The 22704-nt window shown below is 42.4% G+C and carries 21 protein-coding genes and 1 pseudogene; 11 read left to right on the top strand and 11 right to left on the bottom strand.

Annotation, left to right across the window (positions count from 1 at the left end; all coding sequences use genetic code 11):
• The 3 genes from V7K79_RS02930 to V7K79_RS02920 all read left to right on the top strand — a co-directional run.
• Nucleotides 1-2684 (top strand): COR domain-containing protein (locus V7K79_RS02930; protein ID WP_335044552.1); only part of this gene is annotated, 2684 nt, incomplete at its 5' end.
• 299 nt (nucleotides 2685-2983) lie between these two features.
• Complete coding sequence (locus V7K79_RS02925; RefSeq protein WP_335044550.1) at nucleotides 2984-3862, top strand: peptidoglycan recognition family protein; 879 nt, start codon at nucleotides 2984-2986, stop codon at nucleotides 3860-3862.
• A gap of 142 nt (nucleotides 3863-4004) precedes the next feature.
• The gene (locus tag V7K79_RS02920; protein WP_335044548.1) at nucleotides 4005-5261 is read left to right on the top strand and encodes an FAD-dependent hydroxylase; all 1257 of its coding nucleotides are present in this window, start codon (nucleotides 4005-4007) and stop codon (nucleotides 5259-5261) included.
• Between the two features lie 214 nt (nucleotides 5262-5475).
• On the opposite strand, the gene V7K79_RS02915 is transcribed toward V7K79_RS02920, so the two are convergent.
• On the bottom strand, nucleotides 5476-6999 hold the full coding sequence (locus V7K79_RS02915; RefSeq protein WP_335044546.1) for a site-2 protease family protein: 1524 nt from the start codon (nucleotides 6997-6999) through the stop codon (nucleotides 5476-5478).
• Nucleotides 7000-7193: 194 nt separating this feature from the next.
• Here V7K79_RS02915 and V7K79_RS02910 point away from each other — a divergent pair, with 194 nt between their 5' ends.
• Nucleotides 7194-7925: an MBL fold metallo-hydrolase gene (locus tag V7K79_RS02910; protein WP_335044545.1), complete on the top strand. Its 732-nt coding sequence runs from the start codon at nucleotides 7194-7196 to the stop codon at nucleotides 7923-7925.
• Between the two features lie 149 nt (nucleotides 7926-8074).
• Here the strand turns inward: V7K79_RS02910 and V7K79_RS02905 are convergent, their stop codons facing one another.
• On the bottom strand, nucleotides 8075-8446 hold the full coding sequence (locus V7K79_RS02905) for a hypothetical protein (protein ID WP_335044543.1): 372 nt from the start codon (nucleotides 8444-8446) through the stop codon (nucleotides 8075-8077).
• A gap of 318 nt (nucleotides 8447-8764) precedes the next feature.
• Between V7K79_RS02905 and V7K79_RS02900 the strand changes: the two genes are divergently transcribed.
• From V7K79_RS02900 to V7K79_RS02885, 4 genes are all read left to right on the top strand, one after another.
• Entirely contained in the window at nucleotides 8765-9058 is a 294-nt protein-coding gene (locus V7K79_RS02900; protein WP_335044541.1) for a hypothetical protein, read from the top strand.
• Nucleotides 9059-9516: 458 nt separating this feature from the next.
• Nucleotides 9517-9813 carry a microviridin/marinostatin family tricyclic proteinase inhibitor gene (locus V7K79_RS02895; protein ID WP_335044539.1) on the top strand — a complete coding sequence of 99 codons (297 nt, stop codon included), beginning with the start codon at nucleotides 9517-9519 and terminating at the stop codon, nucleotides 9811-9813.
• Nucleotides 9814-9996: 183 nt separating this feature from the next.
• Nucleotides 9997-10986: an MvdC family ATP-grasp ribosomal peptide maturase gene (locus V7K79_RS02890; RefSeq protein WP_335044537.1), complete on the top strand. Its 990-nt coding sequence runs from the start codon at nucleotides 9997-9999 to the stop codon at nucleotides 10984-10986.
• A gap of 80 nt (nucleotides 10987-11066) precedes the next feature.
• The gene (locus V7K79_RS02885) at nucleotides 11067-12041 is read left to right on the top strand and encodes an MvdD family ATP-grasp ribosomal peptide maturase (RefSeq protein WP_335044536.1); all 975 of its coding nucleotides are present in this window, start codon (nucleotides 11067-11069) and stop codon (nucleotides 12039-12041) included.
• A gap of 165 nt (nucleotides 12042-12206) precedes the next feature.
• Here V7K79_RS02885 and V7K79_RS02880 read toward each other — a convergent pair whose 3' ends face one another.
• From V7K79_RS02880 to trxA, 5 genes are all read right to left on the bottom strand, one after another.
• Nucleotides 12207-12872, bottom strand: a complete 666-nt coding sequence (locus tag V7K79_RS02880) for a nitroreductase family protein (RefSeq protein WP_335044533.1) — start codon at nucleotides 12870-12872, stop codon at nucleotides 12207-12209.
• Nucleotides 12873-12970: 98 nt separating this feature from the next.
• Nucleotides 12971-13402, bottom strand: coding sequence for a YybH family protein (locus V7K79_RS02875; protein ID WP_335044532.1), 432 nt, complete (start codon nucleotides 13400-13402; stop codon nucleotides 12971-12973).
• A gap of 118 nt (nucleotides 13403-13520) precedes the next feature.
• Nucleotides 13521-14633, bottom strand: coding sequence for an alkene reductase (locus tag V7K79_RS02870; protein ID WP_335044529.1), 1113 nt, complete (start codon nucleotides 14631-14633; stop codon nucleotides 13521-13523).
• A gap of 83 nt (nucleotides 14634-14716) precedes the next feature.
• On the bottom strand, nucleotides 14717-15511 hold the full coding sequence (locus tag V7K79_RS02865; protein WP_335044527.1) for an SDR family NAD(P)-dependent oxidoreductase: 795 nt from the start codon (nucleotides 15509-15511) through the stop codon (nucleotides 14717-14719).
• Between the two features lie 271 nt (nucleotides 15512-15782).
• Nucleotides 15783-16106 carry a thioredoxin gene (trxA, locus tag V7K79_RS02860; RefSeq protein ID WP_012412473.1) on the bottom strand — a complete coding sequence of 108 codons (324 nt, stop codon included), beginning with the start codon at nucleotides 16104-16106 and terminating at the stop codon, nucleotides 15783-15785.
• Between the two features lie 80 nt (nucleotides 16107-16186).
• On the opposite strand from trxA, the gene V7K79_RS02855 reads away from it, so the two are divergent.
• Nucleotides 16187-16537, top strand: a complete 351-nt coding sequence (locus V7K79_RS02855) for an ArsR/SmtB family transcription factor (RefSeq protein ID WP_335044524.1) — start codon at nucleotides 16187-16189, stop codon at nucleotides 16535-16537.
• 38 nt (nucleotides 16538-16575) lie between these two features.
• Here the strand turns inward: V7K79_RS02855 and V7K79_RS02850 are convergent, their stop codons facing one another.
• The 4 genes from V7K79_RS02850 to V7K79_RS02835 all read right to left on the bottom strand — a co-directional run bounded on the left by V7K79_RS02850 (nucleotide 16576) and on the right by V7K79_RS02835 (nucleotide 19822).
• On the bottom strand, nucleotides 16576-17160 hold the full coding sequence (locus tag V7K79_RS02850; protein WP_335044522.1) for a nucleotidyl transferase AbiEii/AbiGii toxin family protein: 585 nt from the start codon (nucleotides 17158-17160) through the stop codon (nucleotides 16576-16578).
• A 187-nt stretch (nucleotides 17161-17347) separates the two neighbouring features.
• Nucleotides 17348-17584: a hypothetical protein gene (locus V7K79_RS02845; RefSeq protein ID WP_335044521.1), complete on the bottom strand. Its 237-nt coding sequence runs from the start codon at nucleotides 17582-17584 to the stop codon at nucleotides 17348-17350.
• An 88-nt stretch (nucleotides 17585-17672) separates the two neighbouring features.
• Complete coding sequence (locus tag V7K79_RS02840) at nucleotides 17673-18383, bottom strand: TonB family protein (protein WP_335044519.1); 711 nt, start codon at nucleotides 18381-18383, stop codon at nucleotides 17673-17675.
• A 152-nt stretch (nucleotides 18384-18535) separates the two neighbouring features.
• Entirely contained in the window at nucleotides 18536-19822 is a 1287-nt protein-coding gene (locus V7K79_RS02835; RefSeq protein ID WP_335044517.1) for a glycosyltransferase, read from the bottom strand.
• 124 nt (nucleotides 19823-19946) lie between these two features.
• Here V7K79_RS02835 and shc point away from each other — a divergent pair, with 124 nt between their 5' ends.
• Nucleotides 19947-21863 (top strand): squalene--hopene cyclase, encoded by a 1917-nt coding sequence (gene shc, locus V7K79_RS02830; protein ID WP_335044515.1) that lies wholly within the window; start codon nucleotides 19947-19949, stop codon nucleotides 21861-21863.
• A 191-nt stretch (nucleotides 21864-22054) separates the two neighbouring features.
• Nucleotides 22055-22616: pseudogene (locus V7K79_RS02825) on the top strand (calcium-binding protein); the annotation flags it as partial.
• Nucleotides 22617-22704 lie beyond the last annotated feature (88 nt).

Genomic DNA, 22704 nt, shown 5'->3' with positions numbered 1-22704 from the left:
AAATCAGCCAACTCTCCAACTTGACAAGGCTATACCTCATTAACAATCAACTCAGCAGCCTGCCGCCAGAAATCAGCCAACTCTCCAACTTGACAAGGCTATACCTCATTAACAATCAACTCAGCAGCCTGCCGCCAGAAATCAGCCAACTCTCCAACTTGACATGGCTATCCCTCAATAACAATCAACTCAGCAGCCTGCCGCCAGAAATCAGCCAACTCTCCAACTTGACTCAGCTATACCTCAATAAAAATCAACTCAGCAGCCTGCCGCCAGAAATCAGCCAACTCTCCAACTTGACTGAGCTATACCTCAATAAAAATCAACTCAGCAGCCTGCCGCCAGAAATCAGCCAACTCTCCAACTTGACTGAGCTATACCTCGATAACAATCAACTCAGCAGCCTGCCGCCAGAAATCAGCCAACTCTCCAACTTGACAAGGCTATCCCTCCATAACAATCCCCAACTAACCTCGCCGCCGCCTGAGATTGTCGAGCAAGGAACGCAGGCAATTTTGACTTATCTTCGAGAAAGGTTAGAGGGTAGCCTACGGCAGTGGGTTTCTAAATTGCTAGTTGTCGGTGAAGGAGGTGTAGGTAAGACATCCTTATTAAGAGCATTACGCGGTGAAGACTTCGACACCCAAGAATCCACCACCCACGGCATTGAAATTAAATCCCTGGAATTAACCCATCCCAGAAAAGCAGGTACTACAATGCATCTGAAAACCTGGGATTTTGGCGGACAGGAAATTTATCACGCCACCCATCAATTCTTTCTCACCAACCGTTCCCTATTCTTACTCGCCTGGAATGCTCGACTGGGATTTGAGCAAGGTAAACTCTATTATTGGCTAGATACCATCAAAGCCTTAGCCCCCGAATCTCCGATTTTACTCGTCGCTACCCACATCGATGAGCGAGATGCTGACCTTCCTTTAAAAGAGTTACGCGACAAGTACCCCCAGATTATCGAACACTATAAAATTAGCTCTAAAAAAGCTGATGGCATTGAAGAACTGCGGCAAGCAATTGCAGAAGCAGCCGCTAAGTTGCCTTTAATGGGGGAAATCTGGCCTACAACCTGGCTAAATGCTGCTAATGCCATCGGCACTGAGGCAAAAAAACAAATTACACCGCAGCAATTGTGGGACATCATGGCTGATTACAAAGTTGCTGACATCAGCAAAGAAGTGCTGGCGCGATGGCTGCATGAGTTAGGCGAAATTCTCTATTTCCAAGACAATGAAGAACTTAACGATACTGTTATTCTCAAGCCCCAGTGGGTAACTGAATATATCAGTAAAGTCCTAGAAAGCAAAGATGTAAGCGATCGCTTTGGCATTTTCACCCGTCAGGAAATGAATCAACTTTGGCGGTACTTAGAGCCATCAATGCGCGACCACTTCCTGCGCCTGATGGAGCGTTTTGACCTTTCCTACCGGACTTTAGAAAACCGGGATATTAGTTTAGTTGTGGAACGTTTGCCCCTAGACGCGCCGAATTACGAACAGAAATGGCAGCAAATCAAACAAACAGACAACTGCAATGAAATTTCGATGAAATTTCAACTCGATACCATTCCTGCGGGTATTCCCACTTGGTTTATTGCGCGTCAACACCGCTTCACGACTAGCATTCATTGGCGTAATGGTGTTTTATTTGCTGATTCGGAGCAAAAACATTTAGCTTTAGTGCAAGCATTTCCTCGCGATCGCTATTTGCAATTAACAGTCCGAGGAGCATACCCCCAGAATTTCTTTGCATTACTCAAAGATGGCATTGAGCTAACTCTGGCAAGGTTTCCCGGATTGGAGATTCAACGCTTTATTCCCTGTCCTGGTCATGATGGGGAAGCATGTATTTACTTGTTCAATTATGCAAATTTAGAGAAAGCTATTACTAGACATCCACCAATTGTAGATATGCAATGCCAGGAAAGTTTTGAACCTGTTGCAGTATCAACTCTGCTTTTCGGTTTGGATTGGCGCACCCAGGATCAAGTGCTGTTACGTATCGACCAGTTAGAAAAAACAGTTGTTGGTGGACAGGAAGCAATTATTGATGAGCTTAAAGATATGCGGCAACATATACAACGTGAATTTACCAATACATTCCGCCGCGAACAAGCAAGCATTGATGCTCATTGTCCCAATGTATTTGTCTTGCGTCCCCATGATGCTAAAGCTTGGAAGAAAAATCTAGTCGGACAAAAGCTACATTTACAACTCTATTGCCAAGCACCGGGTTGTTGGCATCCCACTCAAGAAAGCGGTTTATATGAAATAAATGAACCTGCCAAATGGCTAAGAGTAACAGCACCTTATATTAGTAGATTATTTAGTGTCTTGAGATATGCTGCACCCATAGTAGGGCCGTTTTTAAGTTTGCTAAACGAACAAGAATATGAAAAAGTCTTTAAAAATGATCTCGAATTTACCAAAGAACTAGCAGCAAAATTACCTCAACTCAAAGAATTTGAAGATTTAGAATTAGCAGAGAAAATTGCTAGAGGTGAAGATTTAGATCCAGAACGCGCTGATGGTGCGGCTTTACGTGCCTTACGTCAACTTTTGGAAGAAAAAGATCCCCAGCAGCACTGGGGTGGATTAAAGAAAGTCTTGACTCCAGAGGGACATTACCTGTGGCTATGCGAACATCACGCAGCAGAGTATAAACGCTAACTATATTAGATTTGAGATTGCGATCTTGAATTGTAGAGAAACAATTCATCAACTATTACCTGAACCAGTAGCAATGTTTTTAAGAACATTTAAATAGCTCCCAAGACAGAGGAAGCATCTAAAACAATTACTTAGCGTTCCAACATATACTAATAGCGTATATTTGACTAGAATTAAGGTATTATAGCGATTATTATTTGGATACTATAAGCGGTAGGGGTTTACAGAAGTGCGCTTCTACGACTGACACGCCAGTTTAGCTATAAATTAATATCTACGGTTTTACGGGTATTAGAAAAATGAAGTTTACAGACTGGGTGACTAGGGTGCTACTAATTTGGCTGATGTTTGCCACTCTAATTGTAGTGCTGCTAATTGGACGAGCAACAAAATTACACAACAATCCGACAATATCCCGTACATCCAATCCACAGGTTACAGCTTTGGGTCAATATCCCCAAGCGCAATTTCAATCAGCGAAAGAGCCAGAGAATAAATTTCAAAATGTTATCAAGTCCCCAGTCAACATTAACAAAACTGTAGCAAGGTATGTAACCACTCAAGCTTTTGCACAGTACAGACCTAATTATCAAGTTGCTTCGGTTGATCCAAGTAACTATGGAGAACGGTACGTTCAAGATGTTAACGGTGTAATTCTCCACAATCAACCAATTATCGTCCTTCATGAAACTGGTTATTCTGCTTCCAGCGCTGTTAATTTCTTTCAAGTAGCCCATACTGATGAAAGTGTGCAAGCAAGCTACCACGCTTTAGTCAAGTTAGATGGAACAGTGGTTTATCTAGTACCGCCAGAAAAGCGGGCTTTTGGTGCGGCTAACTCAGTATTTGAGAGTTCCGAGGGAGTGGAAACTGTGCAGACTAATCCGAATTTGCCGGCATCAGTGAATAATTTTGCTTATCACGTCTCTTTAGAAACACCGCCAGATAGTTATGACGCTAGCAGCCAACAAAACCATAGCGGCTACACGGAAGCTCAATATCATTCTCTTTCCTGGTTAATTGCTCAAAGTCAAGTTCCAGATCATCGCATCACTACGCACCATTTAGTAGACCGTTCTGGTAAAAAAGTTGACCCGATAAATTTTGATGGTCAAAAATTTCTCAGCTTACTTAATACTTATCGTCAAGTTAGACCAATCTATCGAGTCAGCAAATAATTTGTAGAGACGGAAAAATTCCCAGAGACGCGAAAATTCTCGTCTCTACAAGGATTGGGGATACAATTTTGAATTGTTAACTTGCTCTAGGAGGCGCGATCGCGTCAAAATAAGAGTTAAGACGCTGTAACCTAACTTAATAATGACCCTAACGCAGCTTGAGCAAATTTCCCCTCAATTAACACCGCCAAATGAGCGGGGATATGAATACGATTTGGTAATTGTCGGCGGTGGGATTATTGGGTTAACTCTAGCCTCTGCTTTAAAAGATTCTGGTTTGAGTATTTTGCTAATTGAGGCGAAAGTCGCATCAGTAGCGGTAGCGAAGGGACAAGCTTATGCAGTTCATCAGCTTTCGTCGCTAATTTATCAAGGAATTGGCGTTTGGGACAAAATGCTGCCGCAAATCGCCAAGTATTACCAAGTTCGTCTTTCAGATGCCAATTATCCCGAAGTGGTGGAATTTACCACAGATGATATAAATACAGCAGAATTGGGTTATGTGGCGGAACACCAAGCGCTGTTGCAGCCGTTGCAAGAGTTCGTCCAAGATTGCCCCAACGTAACTTATTTGTGTCCGGCGGAAGTGGTTAATACGCAGTACCAGCAGAATATAGTCGCCATTGATATTAAAATTGCCGATCAACTAAAGACAGTCAAGAGCAAATTAGTTGTAGCCGCAGATGGATCGCGATCGCCAATTCGGCAAGCGGCTGGAATCAAAACTTCGGGCTGGAAATATTGGCAATCTTGTATTGTCGCCTTTGTCAAACCAGAAAAACCCCACAATAACACGGCTTACGAAAAATTTTGGTCTAGCGGCCCCTTTGCGATTTTACCTTTACCGGGAAACCGTTGCCGCATTGTCTGGACTGCCCCCCATGAAGAAGCAAAAGCTTTGTGTGCTTTAAATGACGAGCAATTTTTGGCAGAACTCAGCCGCCGCTATGGCGATCAAATGGGGAAACTGGAATTACTAGGCGATCGCTTTGTTTTTCAAGTCCAACTCATGCAAAGCGATCGCTATGTTCTCCCCCGACTAGCATTAATTGGTGATGCGGCGCACAATTGCCATCCCGTCGGCGGACAAGGTTTAAATTTGGGTATTCGGGATGCCGCAGCTTTGGCACAAGTAATTCAAGCCGCGCACAAGGCGGGTAAAGATATTGGCAATATTCAGATTCTCAAAGGTTATGAACGCTGGCGTCAGCTAGAGAATCTGACAATTTTAGGTTTCACCGATTTGTTAGATCGGATATTTTCTAATAATTTCTTCCCTGTGGTGGTGGTTCGTCGTCTGGGTTTATGGTTTTTGCAGCGAGTACCGATATTAAAAGTATTTATGCTGAAATTGATGATTGGCTTAAAAGGGCGGACTCCAGAATTAGCAAAACGATAAAGCTTGAGAATGTCATGGAAGAGGACAAGGAGACAAGGGGAAAACATCATAGACAAATCTATGGGCTGCTGAGAGATAACGATCGCGATCGCTGATACAGCTAATTTCAAGGAAAGTAAAGTACAAAACGATTCGCCTCAAAGCCAGGTATCAAGCCTCTTTTACTTCAGAATTCTGACTCCTGAATTCTGACTCCTGAATTCTGTTTTACTTTCTAAATTTGCAAAAAGTTAGCGATCGCCTGCGGTAATGGCAAAATAATCATAATCAACAAAGCCATTGCTAGTAACCCCCAAACGTCACGTTTGTTATCCAATTCAGTGACATCATTCAGTGCAGGTTCATCAATCAATGGCATAAATAATAATATAATTGCCCACACCAAAAATTCTTCTCGAACTAAAGAAAGTAATAGCAACAACACACGAGCAATTTGACCAATTGCGATCGCAGTTCGTTGTCCAAACATTGCATGGACAATGTGACCTCCATCTAATTGTCCCACAGGCATTAAATTTAACGCCGTGACAACTAGTCCTAAAAAACCTGCTAGTGCAACTGGATGCAGATCGAGGGCTGATTTTGCTGTTAACTGACTTCCCAAAGCTAACTTCGAGAGTATAGCCAGTAAAATTGAATACTTGGGATTGAGCGCATCAGGATTTAAAAGTCGGGTTTTTTCAGTCAGGGAAACTATATCAGAATGAGCTAAACCCCATATTAGTAATGGCAAGGTAACAACAAAACCTGCAAGTGGCCCAGCGATACTAATATCAAATAAAGCTTTGCGGTTAGGAATGGGACTACGCATCTGAATAAATGCACCAAAAGTTCCCAAAAAGAAAGGTACGGGAATAAAGTAAGGCAACGTCGAGCGAATCTTGTAAAATCTAGCAGTCAAATAATGCCCAAGTTCGTGAATGCCTAAAATAGTCATCAATCCTAGAGCATAAGGTAATCCTTTGAATAGGACATCTGGATTAGATAGAAGTTTGAACAAAGATCCAATTTGCCAAATAGGCGGCAGAGTAACACCAGCATTTTGCAATCCTACCAAGGTAGTAGTGATCAAAGTAGCTGCTAGTAGCATCAGCGCTAATCCTGGGCGAGTTAACCGTTCTTGATTGCGTGGTGGTGGTGTATCTGTCTGTTTTGCAGCTTGAGTGTTAGGAACCAGGACAAAGAAAGGTTTGCCATTCAAGCCTTCTTGAAAAATCAGCAAGAAGCGATCGCCAAATTGTGCTTCAATATTAGTTTTAATCTGCTGGTAAGCATTGCTAGGTTTAGTTCGCAACTGCCCTCGGCAAATCACGGCTTGTGGTCGATACTCAATATTTTGAACGTAGTATACAGACCAAGGAAAACAATTTCGTAGTTGGGTTTCTTCCGTTGATTCAATGGGACGCACTATTGGTTCTGGGGTAGGCTGGATATTTGGTTGTGATTCTGAGGCTTGGGTTTGGGTTTCGGTCTGTGTATCTCTTGGTACTTGACGCCCCCATTGAAACAACACCCAGTACAAGACTGTGCAGATAAATATCGACCAGAGGATCAGCTGTGGTGGTGGAGATTGTTTCGGCCCGTAAATTAGCGTCCACCCACTTAACAGGAATGCTGGTGTCATTAAAACCAGCCATAACAACCATACTGGTGTTCGGGTAATGTGAGCAACGCTGCGCTGCACCATTAGATAAGTAGCTAGCCCCAACAGGAGGATAAACAGAAACCAAAATGCCATGTTATCGTTCGGTAATTTTGACAAAACGCCCCACCAGTAGCTTTAGCACCATAGCATTAACTACAAGGTAGACCTCAAATCCCAATTTTTTTCACAACGGTTAACAGTGCTGGTTAATGCTCAAGTTTCAATTTTTGAGAATTTCCGCACTGTAATCAAATTATCCACAACTCCTCAGTTTCGGTTCTTTGATTATGTGCCCTTTACCTCAACAGCCAAGTCATACAACTAAGCCGCCACGGGCTGTCTTCCCTAACGAAGTTCTCAGCGCAGGTTCTCTGCAATCTGACTTCGCCCAAGAGAGCATTTTTGCCTTTCCACCCAATCGGGACACATTAGGGGGAACCTCTTATTTTATTGTAAGAAATGAAGGCAATATCCTCATAGATTGCCCGGCATTAGAAAAAACAAATCAAGATTTTTTGCGATCGCATCAAGGCGTGCGTTGGTTATTTATCACCCATCGCAGCGCTATTGGTAAGACTGCTGAATTTCAGCAAGCCTTTGGCTGCGAGGTGCTAATTCAAGAGCAAGAAGCCTATTTATTACCAGGCTTAACCGTAACTACTTTTAGGCAAGAATTTACTCTTGATGCCGCAGCACGAGTAATTTGGACACCAGGCCATTCTCCTGGCTCATCTTGTCTCTACTACAGTGAATTTGGAGGTATATTATTTGCTGGTCGCCATTTACTCCCTAACCAGTATGGTCTACCAGTACCATTACGGACAGCTAAAACCTTTCATTGGCCAAGGCAAATTCAAAGCCTTCGATTATTGTTAGAACATTTTACACCAGAAACTCTCCAGTATATCTGTCCTGGAGCTAATACAGGCTTTCTTAGAGGTAAGCGGGTCATCGATCAAGCTTATCAACACCTCGCCTCTCTAGATTTATCAGCTTTGCTGGGGATACAACTTCTTTAAAGGTCGCAGGGCTTGTAATCACCACAAAGGTAAAGTTTTGTCAATATCATTAAAATCAATCTTTGGGCTTGGGTGATGAAAAAAAGTTGTGTAACTTGATGGATGGGCTGAGGTACGAAGCCCATCCTACCGCGCTAAAGTGCAAACGTCTATTTTAGTTTGCAGCTTGCAGTAAGTTCTACATTGTAGAAAGTCCCTGATTTGGGATTAATTGAACGCAGTTGTTGAATAAAAGCATTAAATTTTGTATTGCTTATGCCGAAGCCAGCTTCAGCACAAGCAGATAAACCTCCTTCGATGGGAATAGGAGATCCTGCTCTAGGACTATATACAATGAATTTATCGACGGTGCTAGTGCCGACTGCAAACCCGATAACTTGGCGAATTGTTTGCAAAGCGGCATTATCTAAGGGGCCACCAATACTGCCAATATTGATATTAACTGCACGATTTTCAGCAAAGGCTGGCGCAGTAATTGACAATACTGCCCCGACAATCATTAAACTGGCGAACTTCTTCATTTTTCTCTCCTTCAAAAAATTGAAAAACTAATTAATTAGGTTTCGACATGGATGAAATAGATCACAGACTTAGCCATAGTGCTGTACCTGACTAGTTTTTCTTTTATTCCCACTATTAAGTATTATCCATTTCGTCAAGTAGCGATCGCGCACTAGCCGAATAATTAGTAAGATTAAAATATTTTCGTATGCAAAGAATGTCATCGGGGGCTAAGTATTTCAGAAATCTAATGGGTGGCAAATGAATCACGGATTTGGTATCAGCGATCGCCATTATCTAGATGAAGATGGTGTAACCACCAGGAGGGTAACAGGCGATTGATTTCTGGATTAGATGGTGTAGATCGTAAAGTTGATCCTGGTTCCCCAACGGAGTCACCTTACGCGACAGAAAGTCCGACCTTACCCAAAAGTTTGCCAGAGGCAATTTCATATTTGAGCCAAAGCGAACTTTTTTCTCAAAAAATGGGGCAGCAGTTCATCAACTTCATCATTAAGATGAAACAGAGTGAAATTAATCGTTTTTTGCAGTCCGTCGCCGATCAGCCATCAGAAGACTATTTAAAGCAGGTGACTAACTGGGAGCAAAGAGAATATTTTGAATTATTTTGAAGTGAATAATTTTTGGAAATGTCGTGTTTTTAAAGATGATTATTCAGGTATTTAAGTGAATCTTTTGACAATTGCCTGAACTTTACTAATTACTTCAACTTTGTCAACTGTCATTGTCTGAAGCTAAACCCACGTTGATACCTACAAGCCGAAATTCTATTATGGGTGCTATATCAATTACCAGCTTCAAATAAGTTTTTGGTGCATGAGCAATTGCACCCCGTCCATACTTGCTTAAGAAAAATTATTATATTTTTAACTCTATATAAACATAATTACCCAAAATTAAATATTTAATAAAAGATAAATTAATACTTATTTTGCTAAGTTAATCTCTTCGCTAATTTCCGAGAGTTAGTTGATGTATAAACTCTTATTTTGGCAAAGATATTGGTAAGTATTATGTCATATAATCAGATACAGTATAAATTTAGTTCAGTTTTTATAGGAGGAAGATTGTGTCTGAAAACAAACCAGAAGAGTTGAATTCACAAGCAGTACCATTCTTTGCTCGATTCTTGGAGGGGCAAAGCCTTGAAGACCTTTCTGATGAAGAATCAAAAGCGATTCTCGGTGGATGCAATCATGCTACAAACAAGAAGAATGATGAAGTTGTCCAAACTGAGAAGTATCCATCCGATCAAGAAGATGCCACTATAGTAACCAAGAAGTATCCTTCTGATAGTGATGAGGGATTTGTTACTCAGAAGTATCCTTCAGATGGTGAGGATAGCTCGCCGTCTTCACCTTCATAGCTGCATACTTTTGACTACACCAGAGATGCGGTTTTGAAACTATTGTCAGAATTAAAAATACAGTTAGCTTTGCCAACTTCATCTAGGAGTTGGCTTCCCATTAAAATTAAGTTCACTTTTTTAAAATTTTGCTTTCTCAATAGTTAACAATAGTGAAAATGCAAAAACTAATAAAAACATTTTATGCGCCTTGATCGTGATGTAGTTTTATTAATTACCCATAGTGGTGATTACTTTACAATAGATAGAGTTGCAGAAGCATTATTAAAACTAGGCGCACAGCCATTTCGTCTTGATACTGATAAGTTTCCGATCGCACTCCAACTCCAAGCTAACTTAAGTAACTCCAGTAGCAATCATACACTAGAATATAACGATTGCTTTCTCAACACCGAGCAAGTACAAGCAGTATGGATGCGGCGTATTTGGCAACCCGATCTTGGTAAAGAATTGGCTCCACAATTTCAAGCAGTCTGTTCTAATGAATCACTCGCAGTCTTAGATGGCTTTTGGGACAGCTTGAGAGAAGCTAAGTGGGTGGATGATTTACATCGGATAAGTGCAGCTGAAAACAAGTTACGCCAACTGCGGGTTGCATCGGAAGTAGGTCTTGTCATACCTCGGACTCTCGTCACCAATAATCCTCAAGAAGCACGAGAATTTTTCCACCAAGTTAAGGGAAAAATGATTGTCAAGCTGCTCAAACCTCTTTCTTCTGGAATGCAAGCCTCTTCTTTTTTCATGTATACCAGCGCCGTTAAAGAAGAAGATTTACTTGATGCTGAAACACTGCGCTATTGTCCAGTTGTGTTTCAAGAACAAATCCCTAAACAGCAAGAACTACGGGTAGTGTATGTGAATGGCAATCTCTTTGTCGGGGCGCTAGATGCGTCTAAGTATGCAGCATCTACGCAGGATTGGCGACGCGAGACAAAAGAGATTCTTACCTGGCAACCAGATCAATTACCTGATAAACTAATCCGCTGTTTGGATGCCTTTATGTCCAAGTTTGGACTAGTTTTTGGAGCATTTGATTTTATTAAAACACCATCAGGAGAATATGTTTTTTTAGAAATTAATCCTACAGGAGAGTGGGGAATGCTGGAGAGAGATTTGGACTATCCAATTGCTTTAGCGATCGCATCTGCACTACTTTCAACAAATCCGAAGTAAAATGCTCTTACTTAAAAATTCCAAACCAACTGATAATTTCTATATTTATCTGTAGCGTACTTCATTCTCTATATTTGTAAATGACTGTTTTAATCATTACTCACAGCCAAGATAACGAAAGTATTCCTCTAGTTATTCAGGCAATTGAAGCTCAAGGAAAGAAAGCATTTCGTTTTGACACAGACCGATTTCCCACAGAAATACAGTTAGATATTTACTATGGTAGTACTAAGCGAGTGATTCTGAGTGTCGATGACCAGACATTAGATTTAGATGAAGTGTCAGCAGTTTGGTATCGGCGCATTGCAATTGGATCAAAAATTCCCCACTCGATGGACAGGCAACTTAGACAAGCCTCATTGAAAGAATCTCGCGTCAGTATTGAGGGAATGATTGCTAGTATCAGGGGGTTTCATCTTGACCCTATGCCAAATATTCGCCGAGCCGAAAATAAGCAACTGCAATTACAAATAGCAAGAGATATCGGTTTAGATACGCCACGCACTCTGACTACAAATAATCCAGTTGCAGTAAAGCAATTTGCCCAAGAGTGTCAGCAGGGAATGATTACAAAAATGCTCTCTTCCTTTGCTATTTATGATGAGCAAGGGCGAGAAAAAGTTGTGTTTACAAATCCAATTTCATCCCAGGATCTAGACAACCTTGATGGCTTACGTTTCTGCCCAATGACATTTCAAGAGAAAATTCCCAAGGCATTGGAATTGCGGACAATTATTGTAGGTAAGCGTGTGCTAACGGCTGCGGTTGATTCTCAAGCTTTGGATAAAGCACGTTATGACTGGCGCAAACAGGGAATCGCCTTACTCGACGCTTGGGCGTCATACACTTTGCCCAAAGATGTCGAAGAGAAATTGCTCAAACTCATGGCAGAATTCCGTTTAAACTATGGGGCGCTTGATATTATTTTGACTCCTGATGGTCGTCATGTATTCCTTGAAGTTAATCCAGTTGGCGAGTTTTTCTGGCTGGAACGCTGTTCTGGCTTACCGATTTCCCAGGCGATCGCTGAGGTTTTAAATAATTCAGCTAATTGACTCGATTTTCTCTACCTTAACCATGCAGTAACGACTATAGGACTCACATCTGATTTCTGAACAAGATTTCAGATAAAACCTTGAGAAAACTGGCTTTTCAGTTTCAGTATATTTTCAGAAATCAAATCGGAGTCCTATATATGTCAATTCCCGATTTAAAGAGAACTACCCTGCATAAGGATTACCGATTCTATCCACAGAGACGTTGGAGGAAAATGGCAAACGACCTGGATTTAAGCGTGGTTCTGCTGCATAGCCAACAGGAACTAAAACAGCGATCGCTAAATCTGAATTTCCCCCAGCACCAATCACTTGTTTTACTTGATCCTCAATCCAACCATTCATAAAACAAGTGGATAATCCCAGACTTTCTGCTGCTAACACCAAATGGGTAGCGGCAATGATGGCATCTTTGATCGCATATTCGCGTCGCTTGTCGCCCAGCGTTGATTGAAATTGCGGAACGGCGGTTTTAAAGTAGTTTACTGTACCTTCATTCCATGCCCCAGTTTCCAGTCCCTGCTCTAGAATTGGGGCCAAGTTTTGTTCGCCTGCGTTAGGATCGGCGGCAAAGACAAAGGTTACAGGTGCTTGAACAATTTGCTGTTGATTAAAAGATGCTGCTGATAGTGCGGCCTTTTGTGTTTCATCTTGCACAAGAATAATTTGCCAGTCCTGGATATTATAGCTGCTGGGTGCAGCCACGGTTAACTCTACTAGTTGTTTGAGTAGTTCTGGGGTGATGGGGTCTGTTTTAAAAGTTTTGATGGAACGACGTTGAGCGATCGCACTAGGTACATCTAAAGCTTGGGTTTGAGTGATGGAACTCATGAGAATCTCCTGATAGTTGAGTTATGACAAGATTTCGGATTTTATATCTAAAGTGATTGAAAACGTTAAAGAGCAGGGCAATGTAATTATGTTTCTCTCTAATTGGCAATGTTAACCGGATTAGAGATATGCTCGTGGATAATCCGCCATTGTCCCTCTCGCTTTTGCCACACAAGCGTCGCATGAGCCGTAATTTTAACCGCCTCATTCGCTATGGTAGCTGCTGTACTCTCAAAAATCAGAGCAGAGACGGTAATATTATCGCCTGTAAATATCTGAATATCTCCAACTGATTCAACTTGCCACTGTGCCATTGCTGTCATGAAGGGCTTCCATATCTCCTCATAAGATTGCCATCCTTGAATTCGAGTGGTCTGCGGCGAGAGGGTATCGAAGGCGAGCAATTGTTCATCTTGCCAATAAAGATTGTCTAAGACAGAAAAATCAAAGGGTTTGTCGCCTGCACTAAACGCAGCTAGCCAATCGTTAACACGTTCTTTGATTTCCGCTTCTTCTAAAGTATCTTTCATAGTTCACAACCAATTTACACAACCATTTTGTTGTATCTTGGAAAAATCTCAAACTTCTCAGTTGGATTTGATACTTTCGAGTGTGGAAAGGGGATTTTAATTATTTAGATGAAAAGAATTACGCCTTAGCTACCGGCTCGTTAGCAGCTGACCAAAATGGATAGTCTGTATATCCTTTTTCATCGCCACCATAAAAGCTTGCTGGATCTGCTTGATTTAGTGGTGCATTCAAAGCCAAGCGTCGCGGTAAATCGGGGTTTGATATAAATAACGTGCCAAAGGCAACTAAATCTGCTGCTTTGTTTGCCAGTACAGCATCGCCTTTTTCACGAGTATAACCACCATTGACGATCAGTGTACCTGTAAAGCGATCGCGTATATGACTAGTGGGTACAATTATCCCGCCATGTCTAATGTCTGCCTCTATTGCCTCAAAAATATGCAGATATGCCAAATTAAACTGGTTCAACGCTTGAGCCGCATAACCGAATGTCTCTATGGGATTGGAGTCACGCATATCGTTATAAGTCCCACTGGGAGAAAAACGTACTCCTACTCGATTAGAATCCCACACACTAGTTACCGCCTCTGTCACCTCCAACAAAAATCGGACACGATTTTCAATGTCACCTCCATATTTATCTGTGCGTTGATTCGCCCCATCCCGGAGAAACTGATCTATTAAATAACCATTAGCTGCGTGAATTTCCACGCCATCAAACCCAGCCGCTAGGGCATTTGCCGCTCCCTGACGATAGTGTTCGACTATCTGCGGTATTTCCGAAGTTTCTAAAGCACGGGGAGTAACAAAGGGTTTTGGCCCCTCATAAGTTGCAGCGTCACCTTTAGGAGCAATGGCAGAAGGTGCTACAGGTAAAGCTTTATTCGGTTGTAAATCAGGGTGAGAAATCCTGCCTACGTGCCATAGTTGCAGAAAAATTCTTCCTCCCTGCTGATGCACAGCATCGGTTACTAACTTCCATCCCTCTACTTGTTCTGGTGAATGAATTCCTGGTGTTGCAGGATAACCCTGTCCTTCAGGAGTTACCTGTGTTGCTTCAGCAATAATCAGTCCGGCGGAAGCACGTTGGACGTAGTAGGTAGCATTTAGTTGGTGTGGCACGTTTCCCTGACCTGCCCTGTTTCGAGTTAACGGTGCCATCACTATCCGATTCGGTAGTTCCAGATTTCCTAATTGGTAAGGAGAGAATAAGTTGATATCAGTACTCATTGGTTATATCTCCAAATTATTTTAGTCATTGGTCATTGGTTATTTCTCCCCAATCCCCAATCCCCAGTCCCTAATCCCACACACTAAACAATCGACCGAATAACGCCACCATCTACCCGCAAAGCTGCACCATTAGTTGCTGATGCTATGGGGCTAGAAAGGTAAACTACGATCGCTGCTACTTCTTCATTAGTTGCAAAGCGTTTGATTAAGGAACTTGGACGCACATTTTGAAAAAATTCCGCCTCAACGTCAGCGCGAGTAATACCGCGTTCCTGCGCCAGGTTGTTGATAAAATCTTCAACTCCTTCTGAACGAGTTGGCCCTGGTAGGACTGAGTTTACTGTGACTCCAGTCCCGATAGTCATTTCTGCTAAACCTCTGGCAATGGCAAGTTGTGCCGTCTTAGTCGTGCCGTAGTGAATCATTTCCACTGGGATCTGAATCGCAGATTCGCTGGAAATAAAAATTATCCGTCCCCAATTTTGCTCTAGCTGCTTTTGCAGATATTGCCGACTCAAACGGACTCCACTGAGGACGTTAACCTCAAATATCTTTGACCAGTCTTCATCAGTAATATTAAAGAAGGTTTTTGGCTCATAAATACCCACATTGTTTACGAGTATATCAACGTTAGGAACCTCCTGAATGAGTTTCTCTACCCCTGATGCAGTGCCTGCGTCAGCAACAACACCAGAAACTTTCGCATCGGGTGTAGAATGCTTAATTTTAGCGATCGCTTGAGCTACTCTTTCTTCAGACCGACCGTTGACAATTACTGATGCACCCTCTTGAGCTAACCCAAGAGCGATCGCCATTCCAATACCTGCGGTTGAGCCACTTACCAAGGCGGATTTACCATGCAATTTCAAGTCCATTTCGCTCTTTCCCCGTTAGTTGAAACAAAATGATCTGGGATTGGGGACTGGGGATTAGGGACTGGGACAAAGAGAAAAGTCTAAGCGCCGACTTCCGGCGCTCATAACTGTGGAGGGACAAGGGGGACAAAGAATATTGAAGAAGTCTCTCCCTAATCTCCAGTCCCCAGTCCCCAGTCCCCAGTCCCCATTGCCCCTTATCCCCAGAGGGGGCCCCGAGTTCCCCAGTCCCCAGTCCCCAGTCCCCAGTCCCCACTACCCTTCACTTAAATTAAAGATGCTGTGCTAAGGTCTTATTCAAGGTAGTTTTTGGAACCGCCCCTACGACAGTATCGACCTGCCGACCTCCTTTAAAAACCATTAATGTCGGAATGCTGCGAATTCCATAGTGGCTAGCGACAGTAGGATTTTGATCTGTGTTTAACTTCACAAATTTCACCTGTCCTTCGTATTCAGCAGCAACTTCATCGACGACTGGGCCGACCATCCGGCAAGGGCCGCACCACGGGGCCCAAAAGTCCACTAATACCGGAATTTCACTTTCTAAGACTTCTTGCTTGAACGTGGCTTCTGTGACGTTTGTAATGGATGACATAAATTGCCTTCCTACTTAATTCTATTATTCGATAATATCGAATAATAAAAATATATGCCACCTGATGAGATAATGCAACTATGAAATTCCTTTATCACCCAGATAGAAAAAATATTTCTTTACCAGGCGTGTTGTATGCATTGGGCGATCCGGTGCGGTTAGAGATTGTGCGGCTGTTGGCGACTGAGGGGGAACAATGCTGTGCCAAATTTGATTTTGCGATCGCAAAATCAACTATGTCCAACCACTTCAAGATTTTGCGGGAGTCGGGGATAGTCTTAACACGCAAAGAAGGGACACACCATATAAACATCCTGCGGCGTGAAGATTTAGAGGTGCTGTTTCCAGGATTCTTGGACGTGGTGTTGAAAGCTGCTCAACCATTACCTATTGAACCCGCCAGTACTAAACAAACAGCTTCAAGGATCTAGGGGCATAGGGCATAGGGCATGGGGCGATCGCTATTTGTTTAAGAATCTTCTCGTTTTTCAATTTGTGTTTCTAAATCACCAAAGATACCATGTTGTTCTTGAAAAGTCCTTGGAGTGTTAGATAAACCTAAATCTGTAGATAGCAAATCAATACCGTCGATAATTTTGGGTATCTGAGTTCGATCCACTTGCAGACCAAGAAAGCATTTCTCTCTGTAATCCGGTCTTCCCTGAAATAGTGCGATCGCTCTTATCAAAGGGCGTATAACCTGATATGCTTTTTCAGCCTTCTCAATTGATACTTGAGGGATTGGCGATCGCAGCCTGAGAACTGCTAAATCGATTAAATCTCTTGCCTCAACGCTGTCATCGGCATAACGGTCAGAATTTGACAGCAGCTTAGAGGTAAAACAGTCATTGAAGCTTAAGCAGAGAACAAGTGACCACTTTGGATATCTTGGTAGGTCTAGTTGAAAACGAGTTTCGGCAACAATTTCCATTTTAATCGGCAGATTATCTACAATAACTATCATCCGAATTCCATATTGGTCAGTTGTGCTACGTCCAACTTGGATTTTACTTAAATCACGAAATAATGCTTCATGCCCACCCTCAAATACCACTGTCCGCTGGTATTTGTAGCCTTCTGTATCAACAGAAGCGATAAAATCAACTGACTCCAGCGATATTCTTTAAACTCAAATGCCAGAAGGGTTCCGCCACCGAAGTAAGCAGAACCCTTCCTAAGTATGTCCGAATCCAAGGATTCAAGAACTGTGAGAATTTTATTGTGGTGTTCAAACCTGAAGGTCATAAATAAACTTGTAACCAGGATTTGTAACGTCTAGCGAGTTGCTTAAGGAAATTGAGTTCTTCACCTTCAAGATTATTAAATAGATTGCGATATTGCCAACCACGCTCGTAGCGACTTAACATTTCTTCTGAAGTAAAGCGATATACATCAGCAGTTTGCCAACAAATTGACTCTAGAAAAGGCAGCTTTTTGGGGACAATAACAGGATTATTTGTTGGTGTTGCGGCTGTCATAATTCTTTTAATTAACCACTTTAGGCATACTTTAATTTAGGGTGAGCGCTCCCAAAAATACTTGGGTTGAAAGATTTATTTTCTGCACCTATTCTCCTTCTTTTCTCAACCGTTGCCGAAGAGATTCTTGTCGTCCTCTCATTTTATATTCTTCAATTGCTTGTTGATAAAGTAGTGACCCCTGTATTATAAAATTAGCTCTGAGGAAAATATTTTTTTGCCCACAGGCATTATCTATAAACTTCATTTTTCTTACTTGCGTCAACACAGCATTATCAAGTTCAGTATTACCACTTGAACGATCTAAGCTCATTTGAGTGACATTACCTTGTTCATCAATATCTAAAACCACCTCGGCTATCCCTTCAATCCCTTTTTTTCTTAATTCTTCTGGATATTGAAAACTGCATTTGATGCAATCAATTTTTGCTAGACTTATAGATACTATAACTTTTGGTAAGCTTTTTTCACCCTGTACCACAACACTGACTTGGTTAGTATTCTCAGAAGTTACACTAATAGATTGAACTCCTTGGACTGGGTTTTCTCGACGAAAAAATTTGCCACAAGGTAAAGACAATTGAGCTTTGGGAATATTAAATATACGTGTCTTAGCTTGTCTTGTAGGAAAACTCAGTAGATTTTTGGGACTAGGAGTAACTAAAATAATTTCCAAACCTTTCTCAGTTAATCTATATTTAATTCCAGTAATTTGGGTGACTTGTGCAAATGTAGGTTGAGCAAATAATAGTGGTAAGCTAGAGCCAAAAAAAAGCAAATATAATAGACGATATTTCATGTCTAATTACCTAATGCAGCAAATAAACAGTATTGTATAGATATTGACGCTTATTTGCTTAATTATACAATAATTGCTATTTGTCAAAGTTTTGTTACTCATCTTTGCTGCCTTTGATACTGCGATCGCCTTTATAAGCCTCCACATCCCAACTATAAATTATCTGGTTTGGAGTAAACTCTTCCTTTCCAAGCGCCGCCGCGCCCTTGCCAGTGACGTATTGCTGAGTCTAGAGTCATCAGGGTATAAAGAAAAGCGATCGCAGGTAAGCTCAAGGCGAACCAGACAGAACATTTATAAAAGCGGATCGTTGGGTAGTAAGCGAAAGTCATTAACAGCCATCCTAATAAACCTGTAAATGCAATCGCCCAATTGCTCCAGACTGTACCCAGAATCACACATACAGGTGGAGTTAAATAAATCAGAGGCATTCCCACCAAAGTTCCCAATAGTATTAATGGTGAATAATTCAGTTGGGTATAAGCAGTACGAGCAACCATATCCCAAATCGTCGCTAGCGAGTCATAAGGGCGCAAGCTACGAGTCAAGCTACTTAATCCCAGCCAGATACGACCTTGATTGGGCATTGGGTATTTGGGATTGGGTATTTGGGATTGGAGAACAGAGAAAAGACTTGCAGCAAGTTGTCTGCTTGTTTCCTTATCCCCAGAGGGGGCCCCGAATTCCCCAGTCCCTCTCTTAACAGCCTGAGCCAAGGCACAATCGTCAATTAAAGCTTGGCGAATCACTTGAATTCCCCCGATTCGCTCTAAAGCTTCTTTACGAATCAAAATAGATCCCCCAGCAGCTGCGGCTGTAGGATTGTTGGGATTATTCACCCAGTGAAAAGGATAGAGTTTTTGGAAGAAAAAGACGAAAGCTGGAATCAAAAGTTTTTCCCAAAAGCTTTCACACCTGAGTCGCACCATTACCGAAACTAAGTCTAAATCTTCCTGCATAGCTTTGTTCACGAGTCGGCGGAGATTAGCAGGATCGTGTTCGATATCTGCGTCAGTCAATAAAAAATAATCGGGTGCAAATAAACTCGCGCTCTTTATGCCTTGCTCAATTGCCCAAAGTTTACCCGACCAACCGGGAGGCAGTGATTCACCTGAGATAATATGCAATTGTTGGGGTTTACCGACAGCGTGGGCAACCCCTTCGGCAAAATTTGCTGTCTGATCTGTGCTGCGATCGTCTACCAAAAACACGTTGAAAGAACCAGGGTAATCTTGGAGTAGGAGCGATCGCAGTGTAGTTGGTAGCAATTGCGCTTCGTTACGGGCTGGAACTACAGCACAAACCACAGGTAGCGATTCTAGCTGAGTTTCTGTAAACTCTAATTGCTGGTCTGTCCGCCAAAACTGTCCCCAAAAACTCAGTAATCCCAACCAAATTGTCAAGGATAACAGCATCAATCCTAATACAATTACATCCATGACCTATTGCAAATTATCAGTGACTCAGACACAATACTATGTCTATTGATAGATGAAAAAAAGTTTTTTGGCTATAGTACCGTGTTCATATCTAGTGTTGGGTGTTGAGGTTAAATAGTTTTTCATGCATACACAATACAAAGTAAAAGTCAATCAAGTCGCAGATGCGATCGCAGCTAGCCAAGAATATCTGCTTTCGATTCAAAATCTGGCAGGTTATTGGTGGGCAGAGTTAGAATCTAATGTCACCATCACTGCTGAAGTCGTCCTCCTGCATAAAATTTGGGGAACAGACCAAACCAGACCTTTACACAAAGTTGAAGCATATTTGCGTCAAGAGCAACGGCAGCATGGCGGCTGGGAACTTTACTACGGTGATGGCGGAGAACTTAGCACCTCGGTTGAAGCCTACATGGCGCTAAGACTGCTAGGTGTACCAGCAACCGATCCGGCGATGATTCGGGCGCAAGCTTTTATTCTCCAACGAGGTGGTATCAGCAAAACTCGGATTTTTACCAAGTTACACTTAGCCTTGATTGGCTGCTACAACTGGCGCGGTATTCCCTCGCTACCAGCTTGGGTGATGTTGTTGCCAAATGCTTTCCCTGTGAATATCTACGAAATGTCTAGCTGGGCACGTTCCAGCACCGTACCATTACTGATTGTATGCGATCGCAAACCTGTTTATCTCACCAACCCAACCATCAATCTAGACGAGCTATACGCTGAAGGTATCGATCAAGTCCGGTGGGAATTACCCGAAAGTGGCGATTGGACAGATTTATTCCTCACCCTAGATCGGGGGTTCAAGTTGGCAGAAAGCCTGAATTTAGTACCCTTCCGCCAAGAAGGCATCAAAGCCGCCGAAAAATGGATTTTAGAGCGCCAAGAAGCTACAGGCGACTGGGGCGGTATTATTCCGGCGATGTTGAATTCTATGCTAGCTTTACGGTCTCTAGATTATGACCAAAGCGATCCCATTGTAGAACGCGGTTTGCAAGCAATTGATAACTTTGTGATTGAAACAGAAGATAGTTATCGAGTTCAGCCTTGTATTTCACCCGTCTGGGATACAGCTTGGGCGATGCGTGCTTTGATAGAATCTGGCTTTGCAGCAGATCATCCATCTGTGGTAAAAGCTGGAGAATGGTTGTTACAAAAACAAATTTTAGATTACGGAGATTGGGCTGTCAAAAATCGTCAAGGAAAACCAGGGGCTTGGGCGTTTGAGTTTGAGAATCGCTTTTATCCCGATGTAGACGACTCCGCGGTGGTGGTGATGGCTCTACATTTGGTGAAACTCCCGAATGAAAAAATCAAGCAAGCTGCGATCGCTCGTGCCTTAAACTGGATTGCATCTATGCAATGTAAACCAGGCGGTTGGGCTGCTTTTGATTTGGATAACGATCAAGATTGGCTCAACTCGATTCCTTATGGCGATTTGAAAGCGATGATCGATCCAAACACCGCAGATGTTACCGCTAGGGTTATAGAAATGCTGGGTGCTTGTGATTTGGCAATTGATAGTGATAATTTGGAGCGATCGCTTACTTATCTTTTGCACGAACAAGAAACTGAAGGCTGTTGGTTTGGTCGTTGGGGTGTAAATTATATCTACGGCACTAGTGGCGTTTTGTCAGCTTTGGCGTTAATCGATCCTCAAAGACATAAACTCAGTATAGAACGGGGAGCAGCTTGGTTAGTTGGATGTCAAAATCCAGATGGTGGTTGGGGCGAAACTTGCCGTAGTTACAACGATCCTAGTCTCAAAGGCAAAGGAAATAGTACTGCATCTCAAACTGCTTGGGCTTTAATTGGGTTGATAGCAGCAGGTGAAGCAACAGGTAAATTACCTCTTGATGTGATTGAGCGAGGAATTGGCTATCTGGTGACAACTCAAAAGCCAGATGGTACTTGGTTTGAGGCTGACTTTACAGGTACTGGCTTCCCTTGCCATTTTTATCTCAAGTATCATCTGTATCAACAATACTTTCCTTTAATTGCGCTAGGTCGCTATCAAGCAGCGATTCAAAAAGGTTAAGAGTAATTATGCGTTTGCCCTACCTCCACAATCCTCCCCTTGGTAAGGGCTACGGTTAACATACAAGTTATAAAAATCTAGCTTGATAAGGCTTGACTCATTTTCATCCAAAGCATGGGAACGAGAGAAATAGCATTGTCAGTCGATGCAATGCCATCGCAGGTCAAGATAATTTTAGCAGCATCTTTGACACCAACAGTGTGACATTCCTCAATAACCTTAACAACAACATCACGGGTTTTGACAACTCCGCTGATGTGATTAATGCTCAGGGGGGTAACGGCACTATCGACGGCAAGAGTGGCAACGACTTGCTGCGGGGTGGTACTGGTAATGATACTTTTATTGGTGGGGGTGGTTAACGATACCCTTGTTGGTGGTGCGGGTGCTGACGGATTTCTGTACAACATCAATGCTGCTTTTGCGAGTGTTGCTGTTGGTGTAGATGCGATGTCTACGACGGACTATGCCTACACTGATTTCAAACATTCCCAAGGCGATAAGATTATCCTGGATAAAACTACTTTTAGTGCTATTATTTCAACTCCAGGTACAGGTTTTAGTAATGCCAGTGATTTTACAATCACTTCTTTAGGGGCGCCCAGCACAGCGAAAATTATCTACGATTCTATGAGTGGGCAGTTATTCTACAACCAAAATGGCAGTGCAGCTGGTTTTGGCAGCTGCGGTTTATTTGCAACCCTGACTACTGCGCCAACTCTCAATGCATCAGATTTTGTAGTGCTAGCATAGGAGCGCACATCTGTTATCTGTGTCAACTTCAGTAGATCAGCACAGCTATGCTACCCTATGCTGTATTACATTTACACAAAAATAGCTA

The organism is Nostoc sp. (assembly GCF_036917575.1).
GTDB lineage: Bacteria > Cyanobacteriota > Cyanobacteriia > Cyanobacteriales > Nostocaceae > Nostoc.
Note: the sequence above shows the minus strand (reverse complement) of the source record. Positions and strands in the feature narration are given on the sequence as shown.